Below are 12,866 nucleotides of genomic sequence, written 5' to 3' on the forward strand. Positions count from 1 at the left end.
CTTATATCAAACCCTCGAACCCCACCGGCTCAGACTGGGAACAGGCGCCCGCGCAGGTCCTCGAGCCCACGAGGCGAGCACAGCTCGGGCGAGAAGAGCACGTTGAGGGCACGCTGGGTGAGCTCGGCAGAGGGCGCGGCGACGAGCACCCGGCCACACTCCTCGAGCTGCTCGCGCCGCAGGCCGATGTCGCCGTACAGCTCGGCGAGCTTCATGCGGTCCTCGACCGACAGCTCGCGCTTGAGCTCGGCGGTGAGCTGACGCAACTCCACCGTGGTCCCATCCGGGCGCTGCACCGAGGGCTCGACCGAGTCGTCGTCCTCGTCCTCGGACAGGAGCGGCCAGATGTCCGTCACCGACGCGGGAGCTTCCACCAGCAGGTGCCCCACGCGCCGGGCGCACCCCTGGCACGAGGCCCCACCGAAACGAGGCAGGTTCAGGGCCGGAGATGCTTCAGAACCACAGAGCAGACAGGTAGCCACCGCCGAGGAGGTCGAGGATTCCATGGGGCTTACCCGTAACCTCGACTCCTGGCGGAGGCCAGCTTTCATGCTGCTCCCCCGCTGCCTGCCCGTCTGGCCAGCCACCAGGGCGACGAGACGCCGAAGGGAATGGACTGGCTGCGACCCTGCCGGCCCGCTCGGCCGCCCTTCGCGCGGGAAGGGCAGCCCCCGCGGTGTGGGCAATGGAAGCAGGAATCGCCATCTTCCTTTGAGGCCTGGTGCCCACAGGAGGGCAAGGGATGGCCTCACTCGGCGAGCTGCTCTGTCAACATACCGATGAGCTCGTGCAACGATGGTACGAGCGGTGGCGTCAGGAGGGACCCGTGATCCCGGATCTGACGGAGGCCGTGCTCAAGGACCATCTGCCTCTCCAACTCCGGACCATTGGCGAGGCACTGCGCAAGGGAGGCGCCAAGGAGTCGCCCCGGGAACTGTGGGAGAAGCACGAACGGCTGGACCCCGAGCAGCGCGTACGCGATGAGATGCCCATCGAGGAGATGGTGCGCGAGTACGCCTACGTCGTCGAGACGATCCGCAACTGGCTCGAGGATCGGAACGAGGAGGTCTCCTTCCAGGAATATTCGTTCTTCTCCCTCGCCATCTTCGAGCTCGCCGCCGAGTCGGCGCGACGGTACGCGAAGTTCCAGGCGGAGCAGGTGGCCCGCGAGCGCTCGGAGTACGTGGCGGGCATCGCGCATCAGTTACGCACGCCTGTCTCCACGCTCAACCTGTACGTCCAGCAATTGGATCGCAAGCATGGAACGCCGGACGCCCAGAGCGTGGAGCGGCTCCGCCGCACGGTGAGCCGGCTGGGCAGGCTGGTCGACGGCATCCTCCGCCTGGAGCGCTTCAAGCCCGACGAGCTCCCCGTCCATCCGGAGACCCTTGCCCCGGCCCAGGTCATCAACCAGCTCGTCGCCGATTACGGGCACGATGCCACCCGCAAGGGCTTGCGGCTCGACATCTCCGCCAACCGGTCCGCGCGCATGCAGGCGGACCCGGACCTGCTGGTGGACGCGCTCGGAAACCTCATCCAGAACGCCATCAAGTACACCCAGAAGGGCTTCGTTCGCGTCACCCTGGAGGAGCGGAAGGACGAGGTGGTGTTCAAGGTGGAGGACTCCGGCCCCGGCATCAGCCCCGAGCGCCAGCGGGAGCTCTTCCGGCCCGTGCAACCCGGGCAACCCGGTGGCGTGGGGCTGGGCTTGAGCATCGCCTTCCGTGCCACGGTGGCACAGGGTGGGAAACTGGAACTGGAGAGCCAGCCGGGCCGGGGGAGCACCTTCATTCTGCGTCTGCCCTGGACCGTGCATGCCCGCGAGGGGCTGACCGAGGCACGCGTGGAGGCGCCCCAGGAGAGCGACGCTTCATCGACTGTTCATTAGCCATGCGTCGCTCACGGCGGGCCAGGCAGCCGGCGTCGGTACGCTTTGATGTCCGCGTCAGTCGCGGAAACGGCGCCACCATCCAAGTGCCTCTTCCTCAGTGAAGCCCATGAAAGAATTCCCGGCGGCCATCCAGGTGACGGGAGATGACCTCGTCAGCGGTTCTAGCAGTGGCCCGAGAGCGTGCGCGAGCTCCCGATAGGCAGGCAGGGTCAACCCCTGCTGCAGGTCGCCCGACTCAGGCCACTCCCCAAGTGCGACGACCACGCGGTCACCGTCGAGCTCCTCGACGGTCGTATCCTTGGAGCGCAGCCGCTCTCGAAGACCGTGTGTTCCTCCGAGCTTCTCGAGCACTGGCGGAGCGAAGAAGTTCAGCCAGTGGGCCCCATCCACGTGGAAGCCCACATCCTCCTCCCAGAGCCAGGCAGGGCGCAGGTCGATACCTGGATATCGAAAAGCCGCGGTACGAAGGGAGCCATCCGTGGACCGCAAGGGCCAGTAGAGTTGAAGGGAGAGGCCCGCGTGACCCGTGGTGAATTGAAGCTGGGAGGCCATGGTGCGAGCGAGCTCGACCACCCGAGCAGGCCCATGGGACTCCAGGTACTCGGTGGGAACCGTCGCCGCGAGCACACTCACCTTGTTCTGGGCGGGCGTCCGCCATGGGATGCGCGCTCGATACCGGAAGCTGAAGCCGTTCCGGGCGTTTCCTCCGTTGAGGAAGATCTGCGTTTCGTAGCGTCTCTTCTCCACTCGATTCGCGTAGACCTCGGTGTAGTCGTCAGCGAAGCGCCAATGGCGCTCGGGCCGGAGGCGCTGGCGGATTGCACTCCATCGCTCTGGAGAAAGAGGGGCCCCCTCATCATCGTCGATGAACGCCTCGTCGATCGTCTCGGGGCCCTCCCCAACAGCCTGCATATAGCTGTCGAGGGCAAGACCTACGCTCGCGGCAATGTCCGGATGATCGTACGGCAGGTAGAAAGCGAGCCGGATGACCTCGCGGGCGAGCAACTCTTCGCCGTGCGCGGAGTCCACAGGGGGAACGCCCACAGGGCGAATTCGAGGATAGTGGCGTGTCATTGAGGTAGGCGCGTAATACCCAACTGGGGAGTAACAACGGCTGGCTGGCACTCAATGGACAAAGGCTTGTAGCTCAGAAGCTGCTCCGAGCCGCACGAAGCTCAAATCCAGAAGACGATGTCGCGCTCCTCGTCGCTCGGTCCCGGGCCGTGTCCGCCCTCGCGCAGCCAGAGGCGGTACGCCTCGATGTCCGCGTGGAGCAGATCCGCCTCCGTGCCGGTGAAGACGCCACCGCCAGGGCCGTCGAGCAAACCCTCGCGCTGCACTTTCATGATGTCCACGTCCTGGAGGATGACCTGCGTGGTGTACCACTTCACCAGCGGCTTGAGCGCGCGCGCCACCAGCGAGCGCGGCAGGTCATACGGCAGCCGGTAGCTGATGGCCGTGTAGACGAGGCTGTCCGTGGGACCGATGGGTGTCACCTGTGAGTTGATGGCGAAGCCGCTGCGGTCGCCCCACATGTAATCCACGCGCGTGACGTTCGGGACGAAGTAGTGGTCCGTGTGGACCATCGGCAGGCCCTCGGGGTTGAAGATGCGGCCGAGCCCCGTTACCGCGTCCTGCTCCTGCTTGTACGTGACGAGCACGCTGCCCTCGAAGCGCTTCACCGTGGCTGGCACCCGCTTGCGTGTCTTGCGGCGGAACCAGCCCTCGTGGACGACCACCGTGTGCGGCACGTCCATGAAGTTCTCCACCAGGTTGGTCACCCCGTTGGGGAAGCGCGTCACCATGAAGTAGACGGTCCACCTCGGGTCGCCCCAGTACGGCACGCGGAAGGCGGGACGGCGGGCGCGCTTCGAGTCCCCGCCCATGAAGACGAAGACGAGCCCGTCCTGCTCCAGCGTGTCGAAACGCTGCAACTTCCCGAGATCGCACGGGCGCACCTGGAGGCCCGCGCTCGCGTGGCCCCGCGCATCGAGCACCTCGCCGCACTGCTTGGGCCCGAGCGAGGGCACCTCCACCACCGCGCCCGAGGCGTCATACACCCAACCGTGGTACGGGCAGCCGATACGGCCGTGGAAGACGGCTCCGGCGGACAGGCGCGCGTTGCGGTGCAGGCAGCGGTCGCGCAGCGCGACGGGCCGGCCGCGCTCGTCCCGGAAGAGGACCACGTTCGTCCCGAAGAGGGTACGCGCCAGCGGCTTGTCCGGAGTGAGCTCGGTGGAAAGACAAGCGACGTACCAGAAGTCCTTGAGGGCGCCACAGCGGGCGAGGTCCGCCTCGGCGTCGAGCTCCACGGCCGGCGCCGTGACGAGCGCGAGGTTCTGGGCTTCGTGTGGGTTCCTCATGGGTGCTTCGTTCCTTGCTCGGAGAACCAGGCCGTCCAGCCTGCCTGGCGATGAAGGTCGGTGGGCTTGATGTCCCCCGCGCGCTGCCCGAGCTCGATGCAACGCGCCTCGTAGCGGCGGGTGCCCTCGGTGACGCGGATGGCGCGCACGGGCCCGAGCTGCCCGAGCTCGCGGGCATAGCGATAGTGGTAGCCCTCGCAGAGAGCGCGCTCGAGCGCGTGAGCGGCCTCCTCGAGGCAGGCGTCGGGCGCCTGTGTCTCGAGGAAGAGCCGGTAGGCCGGAGGCGCGTGGGGCTCCCACTCGGGAGCCATCATGGCGAAGACGGGACGCTGGCCTCCGAGCACCGCGGGCAGCAAGGCATCGAGCACGGTGGAGACGCGGGTGGCGGCGAGCTTCTCGCCGACGAGATCGCTCACGGAATCCGCGCGGCCCATGAAGCGGAGGCAGGGCGTGGCATCGTGGAAGCCCTCGACGCGGACGAGGTCGCCGATGCGGTAGCGCAGCAGGCCTCCCGAGGTGGAGAGCACCACGGCGTAGGTGCGCCCTCCCTCGAGCTCATGGGCGAGCCGGGGGCGTGCATCGGGGTGCTCGGGGTCGAGGAACTCGAAGAAGTGGCTGCGGACGGCGAGCACCGGCGCGGGCGCGCCAAAGAGGGGGAGCGTGACGACGCCCTCGGTGGCGAGCAGCCCCTTGCCCTGGACCTCGACGCCCTGGAAGCGGCGGCAGGCGGGAGCGACGGAGTGCGCGGCCTGGGCATCGGTCCACATGCTGAGCAGCGCGAGCCGTGGCCAGAGCCGTCTCCCCTGGAGACCGGAGCGCAGCACCTCGCGCAGCAAGCGGGCCCGCTCGGGCCGGGGAGCAAAGTGCATCCGGGAGAGCACCGGGCCCAGTGCCTCCGCATCCGCCACGGGAGGCCTGCACAATCCGCGCTCCAGGTCCTCGGCCAGACGCTCCCCGTGCCGCTCCAGGGCGTCCATCAGGAGCGTGAGGAAGCTCGGGTTCCACACACTCAGCAGCGCGAGGTCCTCACACGCCACGAGGAACCACAGCGTCACGTACCGGCACGACTCGACATCGGGCAGGTGGCCCACGGCGCCGGGCACGGCGAACACGCGCGAGAGCAACGGTTGCAGGAAGCGCGGGAAGTACGCCGAGTCCTCCACGCTGCCCACGGGAATGCCCCCGGCGGTGCGCCCCTTCTTGCGGCCGATGGGCGAGATGGACCAGTAGCTCGGGCCCTCGCGGACGGCGGGCCGCGAGTGGAGCAGGTCGAACAACATGGGCGCGAGCGCGCGGTGGAACTCGTCGAGCAGCCCCCGGGTGACGGGAACGTACTTCGACGCCCCCGAGGAACCTCCCGAGGGCTCGAAGCGAACCACCGGCTCGCGGGTGAGGACACGCGGAGTGCCCGCCTTGAGCGCCTCGATGTCCGCGAGCACCGAGTCCGGTGTGGAGAGGGGCACGGCATCCTGGAACTCGAGCGCGGTGCGGACCCGCGAGAAGCCCGAGACTCTCGCGGCCTGCGCGGTGTCCCGGGTGGCGCGAAGGACGCGGGACAAACACTCGGCCTGGGCCTGCTCGGGACGGGAGAGCGCCTGGCGGAACAGGAGCGCCGAGGGAGCCTGGGCCGCCATGAGGCCCGCCAGCATCCGGCGCGACGTCAGGGAGGCGCCTGGTGCGGCCTCGAGGCCGGGCAGCGTCATGCCCTCGCCCTCACGCCGATCAGCTTCAGGCCCCGGCGCGTCCACAGGCGGAGCTGCTTCATCGTCAGCTCCGTCAGGGCCCACATCAAGTCCCTCACGCGGACCTCCGCCAGGCACACCAGCTCCTCGCCCTCCACGTGCCCGGGGTTGCTTCGCGCGAAGAACGCGATGTGCGGATGCGCCGCGGCCTCCCGGTCGATGGGGGCCACTCCATCACGCACCCGGTAGTGCGTGCCCGTGAAGCACACCGTCCCGCGCGCCGGGTCGTATTGCGTGCCGAACCAGCGCGTGGCCAGCGAGCCGAGGAAGGACACGCGTCCGGATGGAGCCTCCCAGTCGTGGCGCGGCACGGTGCGCGGGAAGTGGTTCACCGCCAGCAGGTACGTCTTGTAGCCCGCGCTCAACAGCAACCACAGCAACGGCCGCAGTGGGCGGCGCAGCTTGCGCGCGAGCAGGAAGCGAGCGAAGCGTACCTGCAGCTCCTTCTGTCCCCAGTAGTCCGGGTGGATGACGGTGTCGCCCGAGAAGACGACCTCTACCACCTGCCCCTCCACCTGCTCCTCGGCAACGCGCACGGTGCTGAAGCCCACCAGCTCGCCCGAGCGCCGTGCAGACAGGAGAACCACATACTGCTTCTCGGCCAGGTCCCTCGCGAAGCGCTCGGCACTGACACCCGCGTAGCACACCTGCATCAGCGCGAGCATCTGCGCGCGTTGCCGCTCGGTGAGCGACTCGCACGGGACGGTGGCACCCTTCAAGGCGGAGAACATCGGAATCCCTATCGGCTGCCCTGCAGGCCCGCGGTGACGGCGCCCTGCGAGATGACGTGGTAGCGATCGGCATCGAGTTGCACGGTCTGGACCTCGCCGCCGTACCAGTGGACGGTGGCCGTCACGGGGCCCGCGTGGTGGCCGAGCCCGAAGTGCAGGCGCGGATCCGCCGAGGCGCTCAGCCCTCCCATCAGCCCCACCTCCTGGACCTGCTCCACGCGCCGACCGCCTTCCTCGTAGGACACGACGACGCGCGTGCCCACGGCGCTCCGGCTGGTGCGTTGTCCGTCTCCCACGAGCGCGAGGCCCACGAAGTGCGCCGCGTCCCTGCCCGCGCCCTCGCGCAAATTGTTGCGGTAGACGGACACGGGCCCGTGCTGGTTGGTGATGACGGCATCCAGGTCCCCATCGTTGTCCAGGTCCGCGAGCAGCACGCCGCGCGAGTTGTCCGGGTCGTCGATGCCCAATTCCTTCGCCACATCCACGAAGTGACCGGGGTCCTCGTCGCCGAGGTTCAGGTACGCGCGCCGGGGCTCGTTCGGGTAGATGACGCGCCCGCGGATGTCGCCCCACTTGTCCGCGTACGTGTGCACCTCGGGGCCGGACTGCATCAGCTTGTGATTGACGTACCAGTAGTCCTTGCGGCCCGAGTCATACAGGTGGTCCAGCCGGTCATCGAGGTGGCCGTTGGCCTGCACGATGTCGGGCCATCCGTCATTGTCGAGATCCCCCGCCGCCGCGCCCCAGCCGAAGCGCCGCTCGTTGAGCGCACCGCGGAAGGTGGCCTCGTCCTTGAACTCGGGGACGAACGGGTCCTTCCCCGGCGACACCATCCACAAGAGGCTGCCCTCGGCCTGCAGCGAGTGGTGCACGTTGGAAACATAGACATCCAGCCACCCGTTGCGATCGAAGTCCGCCACGGTGGCGTTCATGCCCTTGTAGGTGTCCTTGCCAATCTCCCCGAACAGCTTCCCCACGATGCGGCGGAAGTGTTTGCCCTGCTCGTTGAGGTAGACCTCGTCCGGGCCGAAGTCGTTGGCGATGTAGAGGTCCGTCCAGCCGTCCTGGTTCAGGTCCACCGTGCTGACGGCGAGCGACCAGCGCGTCTCCTTCAGCCCCATCGCCGCCGAGTCCAGCTTCTCGAAGGTGCCATCCCCCCGCGCGCGGTAGAGCACGTTGAGGCCACCGTTGTCGGCGTTGTGCCAGCCATTGTGGAAGAAGCGGAACATGCGCCGGTCTCCGGGGTACTCGGGCGGCGGCAGCCGGAAGAAGTTGAAGGGCGTGGGTGTGGCGTAGTCCGGCAGGTGCGTGGTGAGCGCATTCGCCACGAAGAGGTCCAGGTGCCCATCCCGGTCGAAGTCGAGCATCGTCACGGCCATGCTCACCGAGTGGTCCCCGACTCCGGCCGGGGTGGTGACGTCCTCGAAGGTGGCCGAGCCCGTCTCACGCAGCATGTTGCGGAGCAGCTTCGAGGGCCCGAAGGCCACGGCGATGGCCAGGTCCTGGTCCCCATCTCCGTCGTAGTCCACGAAGGTGCCTCCGGCGGCAGCGCCATCGGTGGTGTAGTTCGCGGCGATGCGCTCCAGGGCGGGCACCTTCACGCGCTCGAAGCGGAAGTCACCCAGGTTGCGGTAGAGAGCGGCGCGGTACGCGTCCGACTTGAGCGGGTTGGTGAGGAAGAGGTCCAGCTTCCCGTCTCCGTCGAAGTCGCCAGCGGCCACCGCGTCGCCCACGCTCAGCACCCACTTGGACACGTGCAGCACGCGCGGGTCCACGCGCGTCAGCACATCCCCCATGGTGGAGCCGAGCCCCGTGCGCGAGGCCTCCATGCGCTCCATGTGGAAGGGCAGCGGGTGGTTCAGCGCCCCGGGTGACACGGCGAGCGAGAGGCCCGCGGCCAGGGCGACCCCGAGTCCCCCCACCGCCGCCAGCCGTTTGAGGGGCCCCGGCGAGAAGAGACCGCGCAGGTACTCGCGAGGCCCGCGCTGCCACAAGGCGCGCCCGTGCAGGAAGAGGAAGCGCGCCGTGGCGCACGTGAGGGCCGCGTAGAAGAAGGTGAAGACGCTCTCCTTGAGGTGGAGCACCAGGTCCACCAGCGTGAGGGCGAGCGCGAGGAGCACCTGTCCGCGCGGCGTCTTCGGAGACGTGCCGGGGTCGGTGATCATGTAGAAGGTGAAGATGAAGAAGGCCGGCGCCCCCAGCGTGCCGAGGAAGAGCACCTCGGGCGGCAGGTGGTGGCGAAGGATGTATGCGCGCAGGCCCGTCTGCAGCGCGTAGAAGGTGAGGAAGCTCAGCACCAGCCACGTGCGGCCCACGCGGAAGAAGAAGAGCACCAGCGCGGCCATGAGGATGAAGGCCGAGAGGGCGATCTCCCCGTTGGCCCACTGGTAGGCCGGCGCGGCGGTGATGAGCTCGCGGGTGAAGAGCAGCGAGGTGGCCACTCCGAACATGGACGGGTTGAAGACGTGGCGGCCCTCGAAGGTGAGCACGTACTTGGAGCCGATGGTGAGCCATACCGGCAGGAACAACAGCCAGCTCGAGTGTGAGTAATTGAGCAGCAGCGCCAACGAGCAGCACGAGATGTAGCCGCTCAGGGGCACCACCTTCTCGCGGCGCAGCAGCCAGCCCAGCCCCGCGTCCAGCGCGCTCCCGCTGACGACGATGGCCGCCATCTGCCATGGGCTGCGGTTGAAGCCGAAGAAGGAGAAGCCCAGCACGCCATAGAGCGTGAGGATCGCCGCGAAGGGGATGCGCGGATCACTCCACCGCGGCCACACCCAGCCCCAGCGTTCGACGCGGGACGCCGTGTGCACCGCGGTGCTCAGAGGCACCGGGTGTGTCACTTCCTGCTCAGCTCTCATGGGATGCGCCTCCGAGCGCGCGCCGAGCCTGCCGCGCCCCCGCTCTCATTGTCCAGGGCGGGGGGTTTGCATGTCTGGTGAATCCCATGTCTCCCTCCTCTTGCGCGGCCCCGACTGCAAACTCCGGGCACACCTCGAATCCGCGCACGGGCGTGGTTCACCCCCGGCCCGCCTGCGCACCGGGTCCCTCTTGCGCTACCCTGCGCGCGCCCCCCGCTCGCGCCGTCCCCGATGCTCTCCCCGCTCTCTCGCGTCCTCATCCTCGCCCTGCTCGGACTGTCGGCGCTGCTCGGCTTCCTCTTCTGGCACAAGCAGAACGTGCGGCGCTCCCGCGGCGGCCGCATCTCTCCGCCCAAGCTCGCCTGGCTCTTCTACGCCATCTTCCTCTGGTTCCTCCTGTGCCCCCTGGTGGCGCTCGACTCCGCCGTGAGTCCCCACCTGCGCGTGGTGCTCGGCGGCTTCGGCGCCTGCATGTGGATGCGCGGCGTGGCCGAGCTCTACATGCTCTACGTCTCCCACAACTGGCGGCCTCCCTACGGCATCGGCCACGACGTGCTGTGCATCCTGCTCGTGCTCGGTGGCCTCTCCTGGTTCCAGCTCCACCGCGACGGGCCGCTCTCCCGCATGGACGCGTGGGCGCTGTCGCTCGTCGCCCTCGTGCTCGTGAGTCTCTTCGTCGAGGTCCTGTACGCCACGCTCTTCTTCCAGGCCGTGGAGGGGCACACCACCGGCGAGGAGGGCATCTGGTTCGCCGACGAGGAGCAGGCCCGCTTCCGCCGCATCAACCGCATCACCCTGGCCTGCAACATCCCGCTCTACGCCAGCCTCGGCGGGTTGATCGCCATGGCGCTCGGACTCGGCGCCCCCTGACGCTCCCGGGTGGATCAGCCCGCGCGCATGACGCGCCCCGTCGAGAAACCGGGCCGTAGAAGCCCTTCTTCTCGGCGGCGGTGCTTCCCCTCACCCGTTCAGAACAGGAAATCTGGATCTCTTCGTCAACTTCCCCTACTCAAGAAACTCTGCTAATAATGGCATCAACGTAAAATTCTACAATTCCGGCACGCCGCCCCTGTGGCGGCGAACCCGTATGGCACGCTGTCGGTGTGACGGCAGTGGGGAGGCTCCGGGCTATCCCCCCAGCCCGTAGCTCGCCGACATCGCCGTACATCCCCTCCACCCGTAGGAAGGACGGACGATGAAGGCCTCTTCTCTGAAATCCCGCGTGACTCGCACCCTGATGATGGGCTTGTGCCTGATGGCGGCTCCCGCCGTACAGGCCAGCGGCGTCAAGGTGCTGGAGCCGCGGTTGTCCACCGTGAAGCCCACCAGCCCCGAGCTCGATCCGGAGACGCCGGTGCAGCGCCTGGTGGTGAAGTTCCACGAGGGCACCCGGGTGCGTCAGCGGGGCAGCGGCATGCGGGTGATGGCCTTGGAGCGCAGCCTGGACGAGCGTGCGCGCATGAGGCGTCACAGCCTCTTCGACAGCAAGCTGCGCGCGGACTTGCAGATCGCCCTGATGCTGTTGGATAGCCTGCCGCGCATGGGTCCGCCGGAGCGGCTCTTCCGTCAGGACGAGTTCACGCTCGCCGAGCGCAAGAGCCTGGCCGAGGACCGCAGCGGCAAGGAGATGGCGGACCTGGACCTGTACTTCGAGGTGCCGCTGCAGCCCGGCACCCTCGCCCGTGACGTGAACCCGGTGGTGATGCAGCTCAACGCGCTCGACAGCGTGGAGATCGCCTACGCCGAGGCCGCCACCGAGCCGGCGGTGTTCTCCCTGGGGGAGAGCGACGGCGCGTCGGCCTCCACCACGTACGAGAGCCTGCAGGGCTACCTGGACATGGCTCCCGGCGGCATCGACGCACGCTACGCCTGGACGGTGCCGGGGGGCACGGGCGCGGGCGTGAAGATCGTCGACGTGGAGGGAGCCTGGAACGGCTCGCACGAGGACCTGCCGCCCTTCTTCTACGAGGGGGGTATCCAGTTCATCGACTCGGTCTGGCGCAACCACGGCACCGCGGTGATGGGGGTGATGGCGGGCAAGGCCAACGGCTACGGCATCACCGGCATCGCCCACGGGGCCCAGGTGGGCCGCGAGGGCATCGCCAACCAGAGCATCGCGAGCGCCATCACCCGCGCGGCGCTCGCCGCGGGCCGGGGCGGAGTCGTGCTGGTGCAGCTCCAGGCAGTGGGGCCTCGCACCAACAAGAGCTGCGCCTGCAACGCGAGCCAGTGCAACGAAATCCCCCTGGAGTTCTGGCAGGCCAACTTCGACGCCATCGCCCAGGCCACCGCCGCCGGTGTGCACGTGGTGGAGGCCGCCGGTAACGGCAGCGTGAACCTGGACGCTCCCGAGTACCGCGGAGCCTTTGATCTCTCGGTGCGTGACTCGGGCGCCATCCTCGTGGGCGCTGGCACCGCCACCACCCGCGCGCCCATGTGCTGGGCCAACCACGGCAGCCGCGTGGACGTGCAGGGCTGGGGCGAGAAGGTCGTCACGCTGGGCTACGGCGACCTCTCCGCCGCCGGAGAGAACCGGTGGTACACGGCCAGCTTCAGCGGCAGCTCCAGCGCCGCTCCCATGGTGGTGGGCGCGGTGGCCGATCTCCAGGGCGTCGCCAACGCCGCGGGCAAGGGCCCCATCGACCCGCGCGCCCTGCGCGAGCTGCTGCGCGCCACCGGCACGCCGCAGGCCTCCAGCACGAAGCAGATCGGCCCGCTGCCCGACCTGCGCAGTGCCATTCCCCAGGTGCTCGCGCGCTGAGCACTCCCGTGCCTCGCGGCGCCCACACGGGCCGCGGGGTGCGGTGGACGGTGGCTGGGGCCCTCGTGGGCTCCAGGCCTACGCGGTGAGCGCTTCCTCGTCGCCGTGGATGAGCCAGCGCCGCGCCGCGCTGTCCTCGGCGAAGCGGCGGAGGATCTTGTCCGTCCCGCTCTCGCGCGCCACGCGGTTGAGTTGCAGGGCGGACAGTGGGCTCTCCACCATCTCGGCCACCCGCACCACGCCGTTGTGGAGCCCGAACTGCTGCACCTCCTTGAGCATCTCCGCGACCGCTGGCGAGGAGGGACGGAAGGTGCGCATGTCCGCCTTGATCTTGATCGCCCCTCCGGCGAACCCGAGCGTGGCGGCCTTCAGTTCATCCACGAACCTCAGCATCTCCTCTGGCCGGATGAGTCCGTCCAGAACGAGTTCGATGATGGCGTGCTGCTTGTCGACGTCGATCCTGTACACGAGCAATCTCCTTCCGTGTGGGGGGAGCACGGGTACGAAGGAAGGGGAC

At 68.5% G+C, this 12,866-nt stretch carries 10 protein-coding genes; 3 read left to right on the top strand and 7 right to left on the bottom strand.

Going from position 1 to position 12,866, the window contains the following annotated elements; all coding sequences use genetic code 11:
- Nucleotides 1-29: 29 nt before the first annotated feature.
- Nucleotides 30-506, bottom strand: coding sequence for a hypothetical protein (locus tag DAT35_RS15340; RefSeq protein ID WP_146209723.1), 477 nt, complete (start codon nt 504-506; stop codon nt 30-32).
- Between the two features lie 320 nt (nt 507-826).
- On the opposite strand from DAT35_RS15340, the gene DAT35_RS15345 reads away from it, so the two are divergent.
- Entirely contained in the window at nt 827-1,888 is a 1,062-nt protein-coding gene (locus tag DAT35_RS15345) for a HAMP domain-containing sensor histidine kinase (RefSeq protein WP_158501714.1), read from the top strand.
- A gap of 57 nt (nt 1,889-1,945) precedes the next feature.
- Here DAT35_RS15345 and DAT35_RS15350 read toward each other — a convergent pair whose 3' ends face one another.
- From DAT35_RS15350 to DAT35_RS15370, 5 genes are all read right to left on the bottom strand, one after another.
- Nucleotides 1,946-2,935 (bottom strand): type VI immunity family protein, encoded by a 990-nt coding sequence (locus tag DAT35_RS15350; RefSeq protein WP_233261492.1) that lies wholly within the window; start codon nt 2,933-2,935, stop codon nt 1,946-1,948.
- Nucleotides 2,936-3,066: 131 nt separating this feature from the next.
- Complete coding sequence (locus tag DAT35_RS15355) at nt 3,067-4,254, bottom strand: aromatic ring-hydroxylating dioxygenase subunit alpha (protein ID WP_108067730.1); 1,188 nt, start codon at nt 4,252-4,254, stop codon at nt 3,067-3,069.
- On the bottom strand, nt 4,251-5,957 hold the full coding sequence (locus DAT35_RS15360) for a GH3 auxin-responsive promoter family protein (protein ID WP_233261493.1): 1,707 nt from the start codon (nt 5,955-5,957) through the stop codon (nt 4,251-4,253). The genes DAT35_RS15355 and DAT35_RS15360 overlap by 4 nt, the downstream gene beginning before the upstream one ends.
- Complete coding sequence (locus DAT35_RS15365; RefSeq protein WP_108067731.1) at nt 5,954-6,727, bottom strand: hypothetical protein; 774 nt, start codon at nt 6,725-6,727, stop codon at nt 5,954-5,956. Before DAT35_RS15365 ends, DAT35_RS15360 begins: the two co-directional genes overlap by 4 nt.
- Before the next feature lie 8 nt (nt 6,728-6,735).
- Complete coding sequence (locus DAT35_RS15370; RefSeq protein WP_108067732.1) at nt 6,736-9,588, bottom strand: FG-GAP-like repeat-containing protein; 2,853 nt, start codon at nt 9,586-9,588, stop codon at nt 6,736-6,738.
- Between the two features lie 231 nt (nt 9,589-9,819).
- Here DAT35_RS15370 and DAT35_RS15375 point away from each other — a divergent pair, with 231 nt between their 5' ends.
- Both DAT35_RS15375 and DAT35_RS15380 read left to right on the top strand, forming a co-directional pair.
- The gene (locus DAT35_RS15375) at nt 9,820-10,458 is read left to right on the top strand and encodes a hypothetical protein (protein ID WP_108067733.1); all 639 of its coding nucleotides are present in this window, start codon (nt 9,820-9,822) and stop codon (nt 10,456-10,458) included.
- Nucleotides 10,459-10,783: 325 nt separating this feature from the next.
- The gene (locus DAT35_RS15380; protein ID WP_108067734.1) at nt 10,784-12,349 is read left to right on the top strand and encodes a S8 family peptidase; all 1,566 of its coding nucleotides are present in this window, start codon (nt 10,784-10,786) and stop codon (nt 12,347-12,349) included.
- A 78-nt stretch (nt 12,350-12,427) separates the two neighbouring features.
- Here DAT35_RS15380 and DAT35_RS15385 read toward each other — a convergent pair whose 3' ends face one another.
- Nucleotides 12,428-12,817, bottom strand: a complete 390-nt coding sequence (locus DAT35_RS15385; protein ID WP_108067735.1) for a hypothetical protein — start codon at nt 12,815-12,817, stop codon at nt 12,428-12,430.
- Nucleotides 12,818-12,866: the final 49 nt, after the last annotated feature.

Origin of the sequence: Vitiosangium sp. GDMCC 1.1324 (assembly GCF_003044305.1) — a bacterium.
In the GTDB taxonomy this organism is placed as follows: Bacteria; Myxococcota; Myxococcia; order Myxococcales; family Myxococcaceae; genus Archangium.